14 protein-coding genes and 2 pseudogenes are annotated in these 18238 nt (G+C 55.5%); 4 read left to right on the top strand and 12 right to left on the bottom strand.

Annotation, left to right across the window (positions count from 1 at the left end):
- Positions 1-188: 188 nt before the first annotated feature.
- From AC245Y_RS26585 to AC245Y_RS26575, 3 genes are all read right to left on the bottom strand, one after another.
- Positions 189-677, bottom strand: coding sequence for a GNAT family N-acetyltransferase (locus tag AC245Y_RS26585; protein WP_012755357.1), 489 nt, complete (start codon positions 675-677; stop codon positions 189-191).
- 146 nt (positions 678-823) lie between these two features.
- Positions 824-1495: an HAD family hydrolase gene (locus tag AC245Y_RS26580; protein ID WP_012755356.1), complete on the bottom strand. Its 672-nt coding sequence runs from the start codon at positions 1493-1495 to the stop codon at positions 824-826.
- A gap of 135 nt (positions 1496-1630) precedes the next feature.
- Positions 1631-2917, bottom strand: a complete 1287-nt coding sequence (locus AC245Y_RS26575) for a DegT/DnrJ/EryC1/StrS family aminotransferase (protein ID WP_017996967.1) — start codon at positions 2915-2917, stop codon at positions 1631-1633.
- A 452-nt stretch (positions 2918-3369) separates the two neighbouring features.
- On the opposite strand from AC245Y_RS26575, the gene AC245Y_RS26570 reads away from it, so the two are divergent.
- Positions 3370-4644, top strand: coding sequence for an ROK family protein (locus AC245Y_RS26570; RefSeq protein WP_017996968.1), 1275 nt, complete (start codon positions 3370-3372; stop codon positions 4642-4644).
- Between the two features lie 58 nt (positions 4645-4702).
- Here the strand turns inward: AC245Y_RS26570 and AC245Y_RS26565 are convergent, their stop codons facing one another.
- From AC245Y_RS26565 to AC245Y_RS26535, 7 genes and pseudogenes are all read right to left on the bottom strand, one after another.
- Positions 4703-5431 carry a methyl-accepting chemotaxis protein gene (locus AC245Y_RS26565; RefSeq protein ID WP_245274064.1) on the bottom strand — a complete coding sequence of 243 codons (729 nt, stop codon included), beginning with the start codon at positions 5429-5431 and terminating at the stop codon, positions 4703-4705.
- Positions 5432-5889: 458 nt separating this feature from the next.
- Positions 5890-5934 (bottom strand): annotated as a pseudogene (locus AC245Y_RS26560) (hypothetical protein); the annotation flags it as partial.
- A gap of 854 nt (positions 5935-6788) precedes the next feature.
- A complete protein-coding gene (locus AC245Y_RS26555) occupies positions 6789-7955 on the bottom strand; it encodes an ABC transporter ATP-binding protein (protein WP_012755352.1) in 1167 nt (388 codons plus the stop codon).
- 79 nt (positions 7956-8034) lie between these two features.
- Entirely contained in the window at positions 8035-9060 is a 1026-nt protein-coding gene (locus AC245Y_RS26550) for a Gfo/Idh/MocA family protein (RefSeq protein WP_017996969.1), read from the bottom strand.
- Between the two features lie 27 nt (positions 9061-9087).
- Complete coding sequence (locus AC245Y_RS26545) at positions 9088-9921, bottom strand: carbohydrate ABC transporter permease (RefSeq protein ID WP_017996970.1); 834 nt, start codon at positions 9919-9921, stop codon at positions 9088-9090.
- Position 9922: 1 nt separating this feature from the next.
- Entirely contained in the window at positions 9923-10852 is a 930-nt protein-coding gene (locus AC245Y_RS26540) for a carbohydrate ABC transporter permease (RefSeq protein ID WP_012755349.1), read from the bottom strand.
- 70 nt (positions 10853-10922) lie between these two features.
- Entirely contained in the window at positions 10923-12377 is a 1455-nt protein-coding gene (locus AC245Y_RS26535; protein ID WP_012755348.1) for an ABC transporter substrate-binding protein, read from the bottom strand.
- Positions 12378-12658: 281 nt separating this feature from the next.
- Here AC245Y_RS26535 and AC245Y_RS26530 point away from each other — a divergent pair, with 281 nt between their 5' ends.
- The 3 genes and pseudogenes from AC245Y_RS26530 to AC245Y_RS26520 all read left to right on the top strand — a co-directional run bounded on the left by AC245Y_RS26530 (position 12659) and on the right by AC245Y_RS26520 (position 15020).
- Positions 12659-13918 (top strand): ROK family transcriptional regulator, encoded by a 1260-nt coding sequence (locus tag AC245Y_RS26530; protein WP_012755347.1) that lies wholly within the window; start codon positions 12659-12661, stop codon positions 13916-13918.
- A 186-nt stretch (positions 13919-14104) separates the two neighbouring features.
- Positions 14105-14364, top strand: a pseudogene (locus AC245Y_RS26525) (Lrp/AsnC ligand binding domain-containing protein); the annotation flags it as partial.
- A 434-nt stretch (positions 14365-14798) separates the two neighbouring features.
- Complete coding sequence (locus tag AC245Y_RS26520) at positions 14799-15020, top strand: hypothetical protein (protein WP_020487135.1); 222 nt, start codon at positions 14799-14801, stop codon at positions 15018-15020.
- A 388-nt stretch (positions 15021-15408) separates the two neighbouring features.
- Here the strand turns inward: AC245Y_RS26520 and nifN are convergent, their stop codons facing one another.
- Together nifN and nifE are read right to left on the bottom strand one after the other, a co-directional pair.
- Positions 15409-16740: a nitrogenase iron-molybdenum cofactor biosynthesis protein NifN gene (gene nifN, locus AC245Y_RS26515; RefSeq protein WP_012755344.1), complete on the bottom strand. Its 1332-nt coding sequence runs from the start codon at positions 16738-16740 to the stop codon at positions 15409-15411.
- Positions 16741-16745: 5 nt separating this feature from the next.
- Positions 16746-18188, bottom strand: a complete 1443-nt coding sequence (nifE, locus tag AC245Y_RS26510) for a nitrogenase iron-molybdenum cofactor biosynthesis protein NifE (protein WP_017996975.1) — start codon at positions 18186-18188, stop codon at positions 16746-16748.
- Positions 18189-18238: the final 50 nt, after the last annotated feature.

Below are 18238 nucleotides of genomic sequence, written 5' to 3'. Positions count from 1 at the left end.
AGCAATGGCTAAGCTGGTGGGAACGGAAGCAGGGTGAATGCCATGGCAGCGACAAGGGACAGTGAGCCAGCGCCTCGGTCGCCGCTGGCGTTTATGGCTGCAACAGCAACATCAAGATGGTCCATAAAATTGGATCACACCAAAGGGGTCGCAATATCGCGTTATCAACGCTGTGGCGTAGGGGTTTTTCAGTCAAGTGGACTCTCCGGCAGAACCTTCGTCATCAAATCTGCTGCGCCGAACGGTGTTTGGACGTAGTTAATTGCCTGCCAGCCACTCTTTTCGTAAAGAACGCGCGCGTCCTCTGTTACCAAGTAGAGGCTTTTGCAACCGAGACGCGATGCCTCCTGCTCCAGCCGCTTAATCAACAACGCGGCTATTCCTTTATTGCGGTGGAATGGATGGACATACAGCGACTTAAGCCATGGAGATAGATTGGATTTTCCGTCGAAGTCACGATCAGCTAACGTGATCATTCCTACGGGCACCGCGTTTTCAATGGCAATAAGTGTTAGCGGCATTGAACCGCTCGTTGCGGCTTCAAACTCACGTCGCGTTTGTTCATATGAGCCATACGATTGACAACCCCATTGTCCGAAGGCCCAGCTTGTGCAAACGGAAAGGAAATTCGGAAATCCTTCTAGGTAATCTATCGTCACCGGAGTTTCAGCTGTCATAGTGTCTCCATGTCTTTAGCGGTCCGAGCAAACAAGCGCGGATAGTCAAATGACGAGCCCGTGCACTACCCTAGTGCTATCGCACGCACCATGAATCTGGACAGTGATACCGGGGCTCAAACGGATCGCTTGCGCGCAATTGGTGATCACAAACGAGCCAAGATTTGTGGCAGTGCCGCCATGTCATTAAACAGCTTTATCGCACCTGCTTCTGCCAGTTTTTCTCCATGCCCAGGTAGGCAATGGGAGCCACCAACAAAGCCAATCACCGTCATCCCCGCAGCCACCGCCGCCTGGGTTCCCGCAACGCTATCTTCAATAACAAGACAACTGCCAGCTGGTTTCTTCATATTCTGTGCAGCAAACAAAAAGAGATCCGGAGCCGGCTTCCCACGAGCAACTTGCGAAGCGCTGAAGACATGGGGCCAAAAAAACTTGTGTAGGTCTGTGACTATGAGTGCCAAGCAGAGCTTTGTAGTGTCACTGTTCGACGCGACGCACTTCTTCAAATTGATAGCTTGCAACGCTTGCCGAACGCCGCTGGTCGCGCGCAGATCACGCGCGTAACGATTTGCGATTTCGGCCATAACGCTTTCATGGTGATCCTCTGGTAGGCGGAGGCCCCGCTCGGATTCTATGACTGAATAACTCTGCTGGTCAGTCATTCCCACGAAACGATCATTATACTCTTCAGCGGATATGATATAGCCACACTTCGCCAACGCTTCGATGTGCACCGCGGTTGCGATAAGCTCGCTATCGACGAGGACCCCGTCGCAGTCGAAGATCAATAATTCCGGTTTTTTTGAGAAAGACATACAAGGGGCCTCGTCGTAGAAATGGCTTTGAGTTTTGTCCCAGTGCTGCTTAGATGTTTGCCCATTGAGCAGAGTGTGCTTAAAACCTGTGGGGTAGACTATTGCGGCCCGGGGAATTGTCGCGACGCGTGGTGCTCAGCTGGGAATTGCTCCAGCTGCGATCTCCGGCCCCTGCTTATGAAGAGCACTCCAAACCTTGTGAAAAGCATCTGCGTAAAGATGCATCAACTCGCCACCATTTGGCGGTGCGATCTCGGAGACGTAGAACATCGTATCCAATATTTTCACGGTGTGTGGAAAATCGGCGGCGTTCCACTTGTTGCGAATTTCCGGGAGATATTCAAAAACGGGCTTCGTGAGCCAAACGCAGATAGGCACACCTTCGGCCTGCAGCGATTTGACGACGAAATCCCTTGCAGCCGGACCTGGCGGAAAGCCAAGCACCTCAGGTTCAATCCGCAAAGGAAAGTTGAGCATCGAATGGTCGCGGTCTGACGGGTCGAAAAGCGGAAGTATACCCGCAAGGTCGCTGATCATCTCCCATAACAGATTGCTATTGTCTCTTCGAATTTCGAGTTGCGCATCCATCTCTGTGACCCGCAGCTTCGCAATAGATGAAGAGAATACGTTGGGCCGGTAATTGTACCCTTGGGAAAGAGGTGAAAATATTCGCGCTCCGCTGCGAGACGAGCTTGACAGCGATACGCGATCAACATGTGCAATTAGGTCGTCGTCCTCCGTTATCACAAATCCCAACTCGCCGGCCCCAAGGTGTTTAGCGCCGTTTCCGGAAAGAGCGAGTGCGTCTGCATCAAGATGAGAGCCGCCGACGATTGCTTTCGCGGCTGCGATCGACTGGCAGATGTCGTCGATCACTGCAATTCCTTGAGCACGCGCAGCATGCCTTCCATCGGGGACGAGAACATTGTTCCCGAAAAGGTGGGTGATCAGAACCGCAGCGACGTTGGGGTTGAACCTCTCAGCGGCCGCCTGCTGATCAATCCCGGCTACGCTCATGTCGACATCGACGAAGACGGGTTCAAGGCCATTGATTGTAATTGGTCCTACCGCTCCCGGCCAATTCAGTGCCGCGGTAACAACTTGCTCCCCGCGCTCCTTGAAGTAGTCGAGTTCAATGTGAATGGCCGCCGTTCCGCTGCCGACAGCCCGCACTTGCCACTTTCCAATCCACCTTGCAAGATTTTGCTCCAGATCGCTGACAATTGGATGATTGACGCGGTGATATTTCCCACTATCCACAACTCCGCGAAGCGCATCCAAGTGCTTTTTCTCTGCCGCGGGCCAAGGTATGACGCGTCCCAGAGGGATCACGGGCTTCCCACCGAAAATGGCGAGCTTCTCGACTGCGCAAGCACCTTGCGCGTTGCGCGTTTTGCGCTCTGGTGCACCAAATCCGCTCATTGCATTGTCCAATCATCGTTCATTGAAATGCTGATCAGCCCTCGCAATCGCTATCACCGTTTTCGGAGATGCAAAAGTTAAAAGTGAGTATAAAATCAAGTATATATGAAGATATATGTGGGGGCATCAATATAGACAAGTACAGACTGCATCTCGAATATGGCTGCGTGGAATAATTGGCGCAGCCATTGGAGCCCCGCTCCGCTTCGGCTCGTCACTTCAATATTTCAATTGTTTTTTAACGATTGCTCGGACATCTGAGGTCATTGAGGAAAGCCTTGTGAGGGGATCTTTCAGGGTTTTCCAGGCGGCACGTGCGGTCATAAGACGCGTTGAAGGAGCCCCAGATGGCCCTAAAAACACGATCCGGTCCGAACGGGGAGCTCCAGTTATCCGGATGATAGTGCTCACCGCTTAGGCTCAGTTGGATTCGTAAAACAGGATCGGATGAAATGGACTCGTTGATAAGAAGACTTCAAGCTTTCCGGCTTGGAGAGAATGAGAGCAGCCCTGACGATAGCCAAAAAAGCGAAAGCGGTAAGGGCATTATGCTGGCTCAAAAACTAATCTCGACGGGAACTTTAGGGGCCGCAAATCGAGGACGATTGCTACAAGCCTTGTACGACATAGGAGCATCTAGCAGGGCGGATCTGGCCCGCGTTACCGGTGTGACTCGAGGAACTATCGGTGGGATAGTGCAGCCTTTACTCGATCAGGGGGTGCTCGCGGAAGGAGAGGTGATCCCTCCCAATGAAACAGGCGGCAAGCCGGCTACCAAATTGTGGTTTTCCAAGGACGCAAGGCCAATTTGCGCGGTGCTCCTGCTGCACGACCGAGTGAGTGCGTGTTTGGTCTCTTTGGAGGGCGAGGTCTATGCGCAAAATGTCGTCTACTTCCCGAAGAACGTAACAAATGCGGCCGACGCATTCCGTATTATAAGCACCTGTATCGAAAAAGCCGTCGCATTTGGAAAGCCGATCTTGGGGATCGGTGTAGCCGTCGCAGGAATGATCAATACGGAGACTGGCACGATCGTGACCGTCGGCCTTGCGCCTTTCCTCGATGGATTTCCGCTCGAAACCGAATTGAACAAGCGTTTCGGAGTCACAGTCTGCGTCGATCAGGATACGAGGGCGTTACTCGTTGGGGATCGCTGGTTTGGACAGGGCCGCGGTCGGAGAAACTTCGCCTCGGTCTATATCGGAGAGACTTTGGGCGGAGCGCTTTACCTTGATGGACATCTCTATCGCGGACCCGCAGGTGCAGGTGGTGAAATCGGTCATACGACCGTAGACATCAAAGGTCGGATGTGTCAGTGCGGCAGACGCGGATGCTGGGAAACGATCGCCAGCTCGAAGTGGCTAAGGACCGAAGCTAAGGTCAGGCGGTTGCCACGACCTCTCTCCCTGGATGTGAGCCGATTGTCGACGCTGGCCGACAAGGACGTGCCGGGCGCGAGAGATCTCATTCGCGACTACGCGTTCAATATCGCGGTTGGCCTGGCGAACCTCCAGCAGTTTATGGCGCCGAATTTCATTGTTATTCACGGGGACATTGTACGGGGGGGAGGCCCCATTCTTCGTCTGATTCAGGAAAGCTTCCACGATCTGGTATTCCATCGCCCAGGTGATGACATCGCCCTTGTTTTCGGAGATGGCGAATGCCTGGCTGCTCTACGCGGTGCCGCCAGTCTGCTTCTTTCTGAATTGCTGAATTTCGTCATCTAACTGCCTCCGCATGCGATCCTCGGGTATGTATTTTACGGCGCCAAATGGCGCTGCCGAGCTATCTCAATGTTCCGACTGGGTGCGCACCCTTTCCCAGCCTAAGTCGCGGTGGTGAAGACATTGACGCTGTACCGGCGTTTGTCTGATCGCTTAGCTGCTCAGAGATCCCATTGCCGATGTCAATCTGAAACCCGGCGACGATCGACCGCAGCCGCTTTGCCTCTGCGGCAAGTGCAGTGCTTGCAGCCGTGGACTCCTCGGCCATGGCAGCATTTTGCTGCGTAACTTGATCCAGTTGATTGATGGTCCGATTGATCTCGGAAAGAGTTGCCGACTGCTCATTGGAAGCAACCGTGACTGCATCAAGCTGGGTGTTGATCAACACGATTTGTTCCTCGATTATCTTGAGCGTCTCACCGGTATCGCAAACCAGCGTGACGCCACTGCTGACCTCGTCAACGGAATTGAGGATCAGGTCCTTTATCTCCTTTGCTGCGTGCGCTGAGCGTTGAGCAAGCTCCCGCACCTCCTGTGCAACGACTGCAAAGCCCTTTCCGGCCTCGCCGGACCGTGCCGCTTCAACGCCTGCATTGAGGGCCAGGAGATTGGTCTGAAACGCGATTTCGTCGATCACGCCGACAATAGCCGATATCTGCGAGGAAGAATGTTCGATCCGCTGCATTGCTGCGACAGCGCTGGAAACAACTTTCCCGGAATGACGGGCGGATTTGTTCGCCTCGACCGCAACGTGTCGGGCTTCCGCCGTGCGCGTGCTAGAGCTGGCGATATCTGGGTGATCTGATCGAGGGAGGCGGCAGTTTCCTCCAGAGAAGCGGCCTGATGCTCAGTCCGCCGGGACAGGTCCTGCGCGCTCAAAGCGATCTCCTGCGCGCCATCATTTATCGATCTGGTAGTGTGCGACACGGCTCTCAGGCTTTCAGCGAGTTGAACAACAGCGGCGTTGAAATTTGCGCGCAATGGTTCGAAATCCTCAGCGAAACTGACGTCGAGACTGAACACGAGGTTGCCGCCCGCAAGCTGCTTCAGGCCCTCAGCCAGCCCGGCCGTGGCCTCCGCCATATCACGTGCCCGCTGGCGCTCGGTGTCGGCGAGGCGGGTACGTTCGATCTCGCTTGCCCCACGACTGGCCTCTACATCCTTTTCGAGATCGCGTGTCCGTAACTCGTTGTCCTTAAAGATTTGCACTGCGCGGGCCATGGATCCGATCTCGTCACGGCGGATCGTTCCCTCAACGGACAACGTCAGATCGCCCTCGGCAATGACCTTCATCGTCGAAACCATCTGCTTGATAGGTTTGACCAACCAGGAGCGAATTGTGATGAAACCAAAGCATGAGACGGCGAGCAGTGCGGCAATCGCTGCTCCCAAACTCACTACTGACGTGTCACCGACAACGCGTAAAACATCAGCACGCTTTTGCTCCGCGTCTGAAGCGAGTTCTTCCGTCACGGACGTAAACCTCGGTGAAATGGCAGCGAAGGCGGGTTGACATAAAGTCAGATAGAGTTGCTGTACCATGGCAAGCTCGGCTTCACTGGTCGCGCCGCGGGCCACAGCGATCGCTGCACCACACGTGTCGGTCAGGACAGAGAATCCATCCGCCTTCAACTTCGGCAGTTCACCCTGCTCGGGAACTGCCTGGATGGCCAGATCCATGAACCTGACGAAGTTCTCTCGCGCGTCATTCAGACCTGCTTCTGCCCGCGCCCTCGCTTCTTTCGACCGCGTCATCACCATGTCGCTGATGCTGGCACGCGCCGTTTCGAGACTTCTGTTTGACTGTGTCAATCGAAGCGCTGCAGATGCATCCCGGTCGAGAAGCCCTTGGTAACCGTCGTTTACCGCAAGCATCTGGCGGCTCTGATAGAATGTCAGTCCCAGCGCCGTGACACCAAAAATGGCCATGATGACAAAGAACTTCCCGACAATGGAAACATGTTTCACAAGCCACTCCTCTAAGCTCTGTCGCGGTGCATGAATGTTCAGGTTCTGCATTTCAAAATTCGGAATCCGAAGAAAAAAATGGCTGCCGCCGACCTCGTATTCGACGACAGCTAAGTTGCCTGGGAGGGCAGGAGAAAAGACTTGAATTCCTAGTGTGGCGATAATTTGCGGATGTCCTGTCAGTCTCGGATCGCAGTTCCGGTTACCGGATCGAACCAGTGCAATTTCTCCAGATCGACAGTGAGCGGCAAATGTTGGTTGGGACGCGGTGTGAGCGCCGGTGGGATCCGCGCGACAAGTCGGTTCTTACCTTTGTTTGGAAAGTCTTCGGTATCTTCGGCATCGTTTACGTTGACCGGCGGTGACGCGATGTCGAAAAAGACGAAGGTGTCGGCTCCCAGCGCTTCGGCAACCGGGACCTGCTCGTTGAAGAGGGCTTCAGACGCGGGGCAAACCAGAAACATCTCCGGGCGAATTCCAACGATGACCTGCCGGCCTATATATTCCGAAAGTGCCGGCTTGGCGGCGACGGAGAAGGATATCTGCGTTCCAGTTACCGCAGCTTTGAGTGACCCGGCTTCCGCAGTCAACTCGACGCGCACAAAATTCATCGCCGGCGATCCGATGAAGCCCGCGACAAAGAGGTTGGCGGGCTTGTCGTAGAGCATTTGCGGGGTGTCGATCTGCTGAAGATTGCTCTCCTCGCCATTGAATACTGGCTTCAGCACAGCGACACGATCGCCCATGGTCATGGCTTCGACCTGGTCGTGGGTTACGTAGAGCGTCGTTACACCGAGCCGCTGGTTGAGCAACTTCAGTTCGCCGCGCATCTGTACGCGGAGCTTGGCATCAAGGTTTGAAAGCGGCTCGTCCATCAGGAAGGCCATGGGATGGCGAACGATCGCCCGACCCATTGCCACACGTTGGCGCTGGCCACCCGACAACGCCCCTGGTTTGCGTTCGAGATAGCGGGTAAGGTCGAGCATTTCCGCCGCGTCACGCACCAGCTTATCGATCTTGTCCTTGGGCATTTTGCGCTGCTGCAGACCGAAGGCCATATTGTCGTAGACAGTCATATGGGGGTAAAGCGCGTAGTTCTGAAAAACCATCGCGATATCCCGGTCCTGGGGCTCAGTCTCGGTGACATTAGCGTCATCCATGAGCAACCGGCCGCTGTTGAGCGTTTCAAGACCCGCTGCGATCCGCAATAATGTCGACTTGCCACAACCGGACGGGCCGACCAACACGACGAATTCTCCGTTGGCGACCGAAAAACTTACATTCGCAACGGCAACGGTTCCGTCCGGAAAGGTCTTGCCGATCCCGTCGAAGGTCATGGACGCCATTTTTATTTACTCCCCGTATTTTCAAGCGAGGCAAGCCGCACTGTTCGTCCGGACATGCCCCGCGCTTTTGGTTCCGGCTCTAGCCGATGTTCACAGCCTTGCCGGTCGTGACGGATTCCTCGATGGCTGCCAGGGTCTTGGTGTTCGCCAGGCCGTCCTGTGCATCTGCCAGTAGCGGAGCGTCGCGCACGACGCTATCGACAAAGCGAGCGATGGATTCCAGGACAAAGCCGCCGATGCGCGTCGCGCCGGTTGGTGTTATGCCGATATAGTCATTGTATTTTAGTCCGCCGTCGACGATCTTTCGCAGGCCGCCATTGTGGGTGGGGTCCGCCTGGACCTGGCCCTTTTCACCGACAAACTCGATCTTGAAATCGACGAGCGAAGGATTGTCACGCGACAGGATCCAGCTGTTCTCCGTGGTCACGACCGTGCCCTTGGAAAATTCAAGCACCGAGACATGGAAATCCTTCGTATCCACGCCGCCGGCCGACAGGGTCCCCGAGCGGGCGACGGAATAAACCCGTACGACCTCGTCCGCCAGGATGAAGCGCAGGACATCCACCAGATGACTGCCCAGGAACCAGAGTGCAGAAGACTTCGCGGCCCAGCTCAGCATTTCGAACGGAACGAATGTCGTGTTCGAGAGACGCGCAGTGCCGTGCTTTGCCAAGCCGATCTGACCGCCTTGAATCATGTCACGAACCTGGGCGAGGATTGGATTCACACGATTATGGAAATCAATCATCAGCTTGCCCTTGGACTTTGCGGCGGCCGCAGCAATTTCCTCGGCTTCGCGCACTGTCGTCGCAAGCGGTTTTTCGCTCAATACGTGTTTGTCGGCTTTCAGAGCGGCCAGAATGATCGGCGTGTGGGTAAAGTCAGGTGTCGCAACCGAGATGGCATCGATCTGGTCGCTTGAGATCAGCTTCTGATAGTCGGTAAAGGCCTGCGTTGCGCGGTAGGCTTCCTTCATCTTCAGCGCCCTGCCCTCATCGAGGTCACAGACGCCGACCAGTTCGGTCTCCGGCAAGACATTAAAGGTATGGGCATGATTGCCGCCCCAAAGACCGGCGCCGATGACGCCCATTCGCAGTTTGTTCATTGCATTACTCCATTCATAAGGGAAAGCTCAGCCCTTCACCGAACCGAAGGTGAGGCCTCGAACGACGTATCGATCGAAAACAAGGAAGATGATCATCGGCGGTATCATCGCGAGCACTGCGGCGGCAGCGATGTAGTTCCACGTCACGCCGCTGGTAGCGAAATATCCAAGTGTTCCGATCGGGAGGGTGGCGGTGGAGCGCGAACTCAGCACCAGCGGAAAAGCCGCGTTATTCCATGCGAACACGAAGGCAAACATCGAGGTTACGATGATGCCGGGACGAACGATCGGTAGCGTGATCCGCAACATAATCGTGTACCATCGCGCGCCGTCGACCCGGGCAGCCTCCTCCAGTTCCACCGGCACCTCGTCGATGAAACTCTTCATCAACCAGACGGAAAACGGGATCGTCAGCGTCTGCAGGACGAGGACCATCGAGAAGTAGGAACCCTGGAGACCGATGCGCGTGATGAGGATGAAATAAGGGATCAGGAACGCGACTGGCGGGGCCATCAGCAAGCCGAGGTACCACAACATGATGTTTTTCTTGCCGCGCAGCTTGAAGCGGGACAACGCGTAGGCAGCAGGAACGGAAAAGGGCAGATTGAGCAACACGGCACCGATTGCGACGATCAGGCTGTTGACCAGTTGCGGTGAGTTAGTGCCAGGATCGATGAGGATGTGCCGGAATGCGTCGAGATTGGGCTCGAAGGTAATTTGCGGCGGCATGGTGAAGGCCGTCTCGGCCGGGCGTACGGCAAGAGCGATAAACCATAGGATCGGCCCAACGAAGATTGCCAGGAAGAGGAGGCCGGCGGCGTAGGTGAGTGCCGTGTTGAAGCTTGTGCGACGACGGGACATTTTACCACTCCTCGTTTCTGAACGCGAAGAAGACGTAGAGGGCAACGATGACATTGACGATCAGCACGGTGATCCAGGTCATTGCGCTGACAAGGCCAATGTTGAAGTTGACGAGGCCCTGCTCGTAGAGCGAGTATCCAAGGGTGCGCGTCGAGGTGCCCGGTCCTCCGCGGGTGAGCACAAGCACCGTGTCGAAGGTGTTGAAGATCTGCATGAAGCGAAGCATGACGATGATAATCGCGGTGCGCTTGATCAGCGGCAGCTTGATACGCATCAGGATCGTCCACGCGGATGCCCGATCCAGTCGCGCGGCCTCCAAGATTTCGTCAGGAACGGCTAAGAGGCTTGCGTAGAGGACGATTGCAAAGAACGGCGTCCATTGCCAAATGTCGACGAAGAGGATTGCCGTAAGTGCGGTTGAAGGCGAGCCAAGAATTCCCTCTGCCGGCACAGGTAGCCAAAGCGACTGCAACACCCAGCTCAACAGTCCACCGCCTGGATCATAGAGATAGCGGAACAAAAATCCGACGACGATAGGGGCAATCGTGGTGGGGAGGATCAGCAGGGCACGCACGACGTTCATGCCAGGCAGTGCCTTGAGCAGGATGAGGGCGATCGCAAGGCCAAACGTGAACTCAAGTGTCGTGCCAAGGATCGACAGGATCAAGGTGTTGGTCAGTGCGGCGCGAAAGTCAAAGGCGTTAAAGGCCTGCACATAATTCTCGAAGCCAACGAACTGAAGCGGCTCCGGACCGATTTGCAGGTTCCAGAAGTAGAAGCTCGATCGTAGGGCAAACAGTAAGGGGTAGGCGATCAGAGCGAGCAGCATCACGACCGAAGGCGCGATCAGCAAGTATGGCAGGTTTCGTCGGATAAAGCTCTTCCAGGCGGGCCTGAAGGCTCGCGGTGAGCGAACAGTTGTCGTGTGCATTGGCAGATCCAGTTCTTCTTCAAGTAGCTGCCGGCGCGATCGCTGTCGCGCCGGCCCGAGGAGAACTCTATTACCTCTTGGCGATCTGGGCTTTGGCCCCGTCAAGAGTGTCTGCGTAGCTGGCTTTTTGATAAGGGATCATGAGATTACCCTTCAGGATGCTCTCGAACAGGCTGTTGGCACGTTCAAGGCCGGTCTTCGGCTCTTCGCTACCGGTCAAAAGCTGGTTCAATGTGAGGCCCAGCACGCTTTCAATGGCCGTGTAACCAGGTACAGGCGGGCGTGTGACCTTGCCGTTACCCTGCTTCATCATCGCATACTGCACATCGAGGTACGGGTAGAGCGCTTTGACTTCCTCGTCTTCGTAGAGTGAAACGCGCGCAAAGTCGGAGAATTGGTAGTTAAGGTCCGGCCAAAGAGCCATTTTCTTCTGCGTGGTTTTCGAGGTCGCCCATTTGATGAAGGCGTAGCCTGCTTCTTGCCTTTCGGAACTGGATGGGATGCCAAGGCTCCATCCGCCGAGACTGACCGTCTGAGGCACGCCCTCAGCCTTTGGCAAGGCCGCCGTCGCGTACTTGTCCATCACGTCCGACTTCTTGCCGGTCATGTAGCCCGAGTTTTTGATCAGGTAGAAGTACGGCGTCCACCAGTAGAACATCCCGATGTCACCTTTGGCAAAACGGGTGCCGGCGTCGAACCAGACATAGTTGATCGCTTCAGGCGGAGACAGCTTGTAGAGCTGCCTATAGACTTCAACAGATTTGACCCAGGCGGGGCTTGTCAACTGCGGAGAGAAATCCCACGGGTCGGCAGGGAATGATTTGAACCAGTTGGCACCGTGGCTTGCCGACACCTGCGTAAACATGTGGACGATCGGCGACGGTTGGGAGCCGCAGACAACCGTGGGAAACAACGGTTTGCCGCCAAATGACTTGCCTTCCATCAACTTCAGTGTGTCGACATATTTGGTCCAGGTCCAGTCTTCCGAGGTCTTGGTCGGCGGCGCTTCAATGGCGAGTTTGTCAAACACGTCCTTGCGGTACATAACCCCTTGGGCATAGGCGGCGACCGGCAATGTCCCGATCTGGCCGCGCCACATGTTCGAGGAGTAAAGGACCTCCGGGATGAAGTCTGAGAGGTCGAATTCGCTGTCCTTGGCAATAAAATCGTTCAGCGAGATGATCCAGCCATTGTCGAGGTACTGCCCGAGCCACATCTGATCGACAACGATGACGTCGGCGTCTGAGGTCTTGGCGACAAAGGCAGACACGAGGCGCGATTGAAGGGCGTCATAGGAGAGACTCTCCAGTTCGACCTTGATACCGGTTTCTTTCTCGTATTCCGGCACCAACTCCTTCATTGAGAAGAAGAATGGGTCTTCAACGGACAGGACGCGAACCGTGTTCGCATCCTGCGCGGCTCCTCGCCGTGGAATGGCCAGTGATCCCGCGCCAGCCACAAGAGCTGCGACGGAAGCGCTTTTCAGCAGGTCACGTCGCGACATATTTCCGATATCGATTGTCATAAACAGCCTCCTCAGTTGCTTCGTATCCCAACCTCGGCCCTTCAGCGGAGCCACCGGGCTTCCGCTTGTCGATCTGAGATTGTTACCCCTAATTCGCCTTTTGTAGGCGGTTAGTTTGTACCTCGCACAAACTTATGTTAGTGTCAAGAAGTGGTCACCAAAATTTCCGCTGCACCGCGCTTGTCATCGACATCCTGCTTGCGCCACCGGAAAGGGCCCTTTGCTGTATGGCCGTTCGATAATGTACGGGCTAAAAGGATCCGGTAGATTGGAGAAGAGAAGTGAAGTTTGAGAGCCAGCCGTCCTATTCGTTGGGCCAGCGCACCCCTGCCACCAGAGAAGTCGCCGCCGGCGAGAACAGCGGCAACGTTACGCTTGTCTCCCAATCGGCACTCGGCGCCATAAATCGCGGTCGCGTACTTCAAGCTTTGTATGATAACGGACCCAAAAGCCGGGCGGATCTCGCTCGACTTGCGGGCGTCAACCGGACCACGATCACCGGTATTGTGCAGCCGATGATCGAAGACCAGCTTCTTATCGAGGGAGATGCGTCTCCTTCCGACGTCAAAGGCGGCAAGCCGGCTCGTCCCCTTTATTTTAACCCCGATGCACCGATGCTTGGCGCAGTCCTCCTTCTGCCCGGCACGATACAATCATGCCTCGTGGCTCTAACTGGCGAGATCAAGGCCGTTACGAAAGCTGAGTTTGATCCGCATGGCGACACAGAAGCATTCATCGCTGTCATGACGAAGACGCTTACTGCCACACTGTCTCAGGCCCAGCGGGCACCGTTTGGCATTGGCGTGGCTTCTGCTGGAATGATCGACAGTGACAAAGGAACAATTCTTACCGTCAACCTTGCTCCCGTTCTAACGGGACTACCTCTTGTAGCGATACTACAAGAACGCTTCTCTCTTCCCGTTGTTATCGATCATCACCCTCGTGCCTTGCTTGTTGGGGACAGATGGTTCGGGCCCGGCCGCGGCCAACAAAATTTTGCCGCGGTCTATACCGGCGAGGTGCTTGGCGGCGCCTTCTTCATCGACGGCAAGGTTTATCGTGGACTCGCCGGATCCGGCGGTGAGCTCGGGCACAGCGTGGTTCAGATCGACGGTGCCCTTTGCAATTGTGGAAAGCACGGTTGCTGGGAGACGGTAGCTGCCCTTCCGTGGCTACGAAAAGAAGCCGTCCGAATGGGCTTACCACATCCCCGAAGCGTCACCTGTGCCAGACTTGTCAAGGAAACAGACGAAGGCTCGAATGCGGCAGAGGAACTTCTCGACCGTTATACACGCAACGTGGCGTTCGGCATCGTCAACCTGCAGCAAACACTGTCCCTCAACTCCTACGTCCTTCACGGAGACGTCGCCGGAGGCGGAATGAAGGCTGCGGAGCTGATCAGACGGCATGTCAAGCAGCTAGTGGTAAAGAGACCTGGTCAGGAGATATCAATCACAGTGAATGGTATCGGCGAAGGCCATACGGCTCTACGTGGCGCCGCGGGTCTGGTTTTATCCAGCCACCTAAAGCTAGTCATTTGAGGTTTTATAGGGAGCCGACCCTGCAAGGAAGGGAGGTTCCCGTCTGGGTCTGCCCGGTAGACTCGCGAAGACACTCAGGCGCGCCGTCGAATTTATCTAGGGTGGGGATTTGGGCTTGGGACCGTTAAGGTAGGGACTGCCATCGTCTGCGACGGCGGCTGAAAAGAGAGAGGCAAAGAACGGAAGGTGATGGTTGGCGTCGTATTGGATCGCTCCACACCTGAGAGCTTTGGCGCATTTGAGGGCGCGTCATGGAGCTGAAGGAAGTGCTGGACTGCAGTCTGGTCCCCGGAGATTTCGATTACCTACTGAAAATCCGCGTCCGCGACATAGCCGATTTCAACAAGCTGCATGGCCAGAAGCTGATCGCCCTGCCTGGCGTGCGCCAGACGCGCACTTTTTTCGTGATGAAGGAAGCCAAGGAAAACGCCAGGCTGCCATTCTAGAGTCGTCGGCAGCCATCCGTCTGCCGCGCGTTTTGTGGCTGACCTGGATGCCTTCGGCCGCGAGCATTTCCTCCGCGACTCGGAGACCGGAGTCAGCGCTTCATATCGTGCAGCTGATTTGCTTCAGCCGTAGAGCGGTCGCGGATAAATTCGCGATGAGGATTGGAGCTAAAGCAACGAACGCAATATATACAATAATATATGCAGATTTATATTCTTATAGCCCACTGTTTTCCTACATTATAAACTATAATATTGGATGGCGCACGTTACAACGAAAAATATATCCAACAAGTGCGTTGCTTTATCTACCGCTTTCATCAAATGTCCTGCTGCGGCTAACGATATCGCGACAGGGCAATCCTTTTACTATGAATGCTGATCCCTTGCAGGCGACATCATTGCCGGTAGGTTTACACAAGGAGCACGATGACATGGAGCGCAAAAAGAAATCAGACAAGTACCTTGCCGACCCGCGCCTGCGAGCAGCGAGCGTCGATCACCGGCAAAAGGACTTTGTGTCGAAGAGGAAGACCATCTTTCAACAATTGCTCTTGGATTGGGCTTACGGTTGCGACCTATCTTATCCGATTCAGGGTCATGAACATTTCGCAAAGTATGAGGAGGACGACAAAGGCGCTAAAACCCGTAGGTGAGGTGTCGTCAAGGATCGGAGCAATGATTTCGCATAGGCTGCAGCCGGCAGCCCGGAAAATGAGGAGAAGAGGTACCGAAGATTGTAGAACCTCCGACCTGAAGTTCTTTTGATCGATTTTTGGAAAGCTTATGGGTTTCGCCTTCAAGAATGAGCTCTGGAACAATGTGTTTGTACGGCGTCAGTTCGAAAGGGGTGTTTTGTCACGTCTCTTCATGGGCGATTAGACCGAGCAGTACGATCACAAACTCATCAGATGTGCGTTTGCCTCTCAATGTAAGACCTCCTTTTTCTTCAGTTCCGCGCTGCAGTCGATCAAATCATCACGGCTCGGCGATACTCGAGATGAGGAGGAGTTCGTGACGGATGAAGGTACCGCTGACCTTGTCCTACGGGTCCGCTGGTGCGCGAGCGGGCGGCAGACCTTGGCTCGCCTGAATTATATTGGCAACTTCGAAGATCATGTCGCGCGTTCCTCGATAAAGGATTTTCAATTTATGCTGGCCTCCAATGCGGTCGAAAACAGGGAAACCGACTCGCATCAGTGGAACGCTGAGGCGTTCTGCGGCCTGTCGGCCATGGGAGTGCGTGACGAGCAGATCAGCATCCGCTGCGAGCTGTTCCAGGTCACCAAGATCACCCACCTGGACAGTATCCGCTGATACTGTCTGCAGCACCTTTGGGTGCCCGGTAGTGGTGACCGCGGCTGTAATGACCGCCCCCATGCCGATAAAGAATTGGGCGAACTGCAAGAGCTGGTCCGGCTCGCACGCAATGGCGACCTTCTTTCCTGCAAAATGAAAATGCCCGCTGAGCATCGCCTCCTGCAACTGCATGCGGCCACGACGGACAGCTGCCGGCGCGCTGTCCCGCGAAATCGCTGCAAGGAGCCAGGCGAAACGGTCGGCGTTAATCAGGCCCGTGAGTGATCTGAACATCACGTATGGCAATCCAGTCAGACCCTGCAAAGCTTCAGCCGGTCGGCGCATCTGTTCGCCGACCGCGATGCACTGTGTTGCCGCCCCGAGATCACGGATATGCTCCACCTTCGCGCCACCGCGTGAGATTTGAATCCATCGATCGCGGACAGCTTCGTCAGACCCGCCGGACACGTCAGGCAAAATGAGGGGTATTAAGCCGAAGCTCTCAACCATTTCCCGCAGATGCTCTACATCGGCAACTGTCATATTCGAGCCGGGCAGAATCACGACCCTCCCCGCATCGCGGTCCTGAGTCCCTGGCCGCGTGATTGCCTCGATAATAGCCGTAACAGCCTTCGACCATCCCTCCTCGACCGCCCCTGCGAAGTCGGGAGTGCGTGCGAGTACCACTTCCGTATCAATGCGTCCTCTCAGGCCCGCCCCTGTGGCGTTAAAGATATCAGGTGCGATATCTTCGTCGCGAGTTTCTGCCACAGCGGTGGTGCAGATCCCGATCAGCCGGGGCCACGTGCGAGCTTTTAGTTTGACGAGAGCTTTCTCGAGAAATTCGGCGCCGCCCACCACAGTCGCGATCTGGTCCATTGCAGTAGTCTGCAACGGGACCATATGCTTGAAATGCCTCACGAGCAGCACCAGTGCAAAACTGCTACATCCCTGGCTGCCATGCAGTATTGGCAGCGCACCATCGACGCCCAGGAACGCCAAGGCAGCGCCCAATGGTTGAGACGACTTTAGAGGGTTGATCGCTGCCGTTTTTGTTTGGGTCAGGATGCGAGCCATAATTTTCACCTCAATGGAAACCACCTGTCGCCTCGTCGGCAGATCTCATTATTGCTTGGTTCCGCCGATCTTACGGTCGTAACGAACTGCTTCCACGGCGCCGGTTCGCGCAACTGCGCCCAAACCGGGTTGCGGATTGCCAAATCAATCTGGCGTGCTAGTTCCACCATGCCGTCATAGCCAGCGTAAGCATGCTGGCGTTCCTGGTTGACGTCGAGCCAAGGAATTTTCGCCTCAAGCGCGACGAACTGAGTGCGTCCGCCCGACAGCATGATATCAGGCTTGTGTTCACGTAACATTGCATAGAGCTCGCTCGCTGCCATCGATTGGTGAAGGTGGTTCTCGTCCTTCAGCATCTGCTTGATTCTCTCCTTATCCCTGGCAGTCGATTTCCTGACGGATGTACCGACAATCTCCATGCCGATTTCGATCAGTGCGTGTACGATGGACCAGGATTTCACCCCGCCGGTGTTCAGATGAACGCGCTTCCCCTCAAGCCGACGCCGATACACTTCCAGCTTCCTCCAGGCCCCCTCCTCCTCTTCTGCTAAGAGAGTCTCGACATGATGGAGCAAAGCGAAACCAGCGCCCTTCTTTACGAGCAGTTGGGCGATCCGCCGCAGGGATTCAGAAGTGCTGGAAATGCCGTAGAAGGAGCCTTCGAAAAATGGAATGTTCCAGCGTTCTTCCATCTTGCGAGCAACATTAATGAGAGCAGTGGAGCACACCATCATAGCTGCACGTGAGCGATGGGCAGCAGCCACCTGCGCGTAGCGCGCGTCGCCGGGAATGCAGGCGCGGACACGGATCCCAAGTCGGTCCAAAAGCGGCTTCACCAACCAGAATTCCCCTGAGAGGTTGAATTCGCCGAGTATATTGATGTCGTATAAACCTGGATCATCGGCCTCCACCGTGCCTATGACGTGCTCGAGCAGAGCCTCGCCTGCGAGCCGGTTACCGAGGTTCTTCGAACCGCCGAAGCCTGGCGACTTCACCGGCACCACTGGTATTGAGAACTTCTGCGCTGCGTGCCTGCAGACCGCATCGATGTCGTCACCGATCAGCTCCGTGACACAGGTTCCGTAGACGAAGATTGCGGCCGGCGCATACCCCTCCTTGATCTCCCGGATAGCCTTGAGAAGCTTTCGCTCACTATCTCCCGTCACTATGTCGAGTTCGGTAAGATCAGTGGTGAAACTTGTGCGCCAAAGAACTGGACCTGAAGATGCGGCGCCTCGGTTGTCCCAGGAATTGCCTTCGCATGCGAGCGGCGCGTGGACGAGATGTGCGACATCGGTGATTGGCTGCAGCACGACCTTAGCTCCGTCGAAGGCGCAGCCACCGCCCGCTGCTGATCCCTGTGACGCGTTGTGACATGTCTCCTTGGTTTCCGTGGTGCGGAATACCTCGCCGGAGGCATCTCGCATTTGTGTCTCGATCGATGACATCGCGCAACCTTCCAATGCAGTGGCGGGATGGCCGGCCGACGCCGGCCAAG

This window comes from Rhizobium sp. SRDI943 (genome assembly GCF_057653695.1).
The sequence above is the reverse complement of the archived record's forward strand: the minus strand, read 5'-3'. Positions and strand labels throughout refer to the sequence as shown.

What these genes read in the sequence shown, in the direction of transcription:
- AC245Y_RS26580 (WP_012755356.1), bottom strand. Translation starts at nt 1,495, where the DNA reads ATGTCTTTCTCAAAAAAACCGGAATTATTGATCTTCGACTGCGACGGG.
- AC245Y_RS26520 (WP_020487135.1), top strand. Translation starts at nt 14,799, where the DNA reads ATGGAGCGCAAAAAGAAATCAGACAAGTACCTTGCCGACCCGCGCCTG.
- AC245Y_RS26540 (WP_012755349.1), bottom strand. Translation starts at nt 10,852, where the DNA reads ATGCACACGACAACTGTTCGCTCACCGCGAGCCTTCAGGCCCGCCTGG.
- AC245Y_RS26545 (WP_017996970.1), bottom strand. Translation starts at nt 9,921, where the DNA reads ATGTCCCGTCGTCGCACAAGCTTCAACACGGCACTCACCTACGCCGCC.
- AC245Y_RS26585 (WP_012755357.1), bottom strand. Translation starts at nt 677, where the DNA reads ATGACAGCTGAAACTCCGGTGACGATAGATTACCTAGAAGGATTTCCG.
- AC245Y_RS26550 (WP_017996969.1), bottom strand. Translation starts at nt 9,060, where the DNA reads ATGAACAAACTGCGAATGGGCGTCATCGGCGCCGGTCTTTGGGGCGGC.
- AC245Y_RS26575 (WP_017996967.1), bottom strand. Translation starts at nt 2,917, where the DNA reads ATGAGCGGATTTGGTGCACCAGAGCGCAAAACGCGCAACGCGCAAGGT.
- nifE (WP_017996975.1), bottom strand. Translation starts at nt 18,188, where the DNA reads ATGTCATCGATCGAGACACAAATGCGAGATGCCTCCGGCGAGGTATTC.
- nifN (WP_012755344.1), bottom strand. Translation starts at nt 16,740, where the DNA reads ATGGCTCGCATCCTGACCCAAACAAAAACGGCAGCGATCAACCCTCTA.
- AC245Y_RS26555 (WP_012755352.1), bottom strand. Translation starts at nt 7,955, where the DNA reads ATGGCGTCCATGACCTTCGACGGGATCGGCAAGACCTTTCCGGACGGA.
- AC245Y_RS26570 (WP_017996968.1), top strand. Translation starts at nt 3,370, where the DNA reads ATGGACTCGTTGATAAGAAGACTTCAAGCTTTCCGGCTTGGAGAGAAT.
- AC245Y_RS26535 (WP_012755348.1), bottom strand. Translation starts at nt 12,377, where the DNA reads ATGACAATCGATATCGGAAATATGTCGCGACGTGACCTGCTGAAAAGC.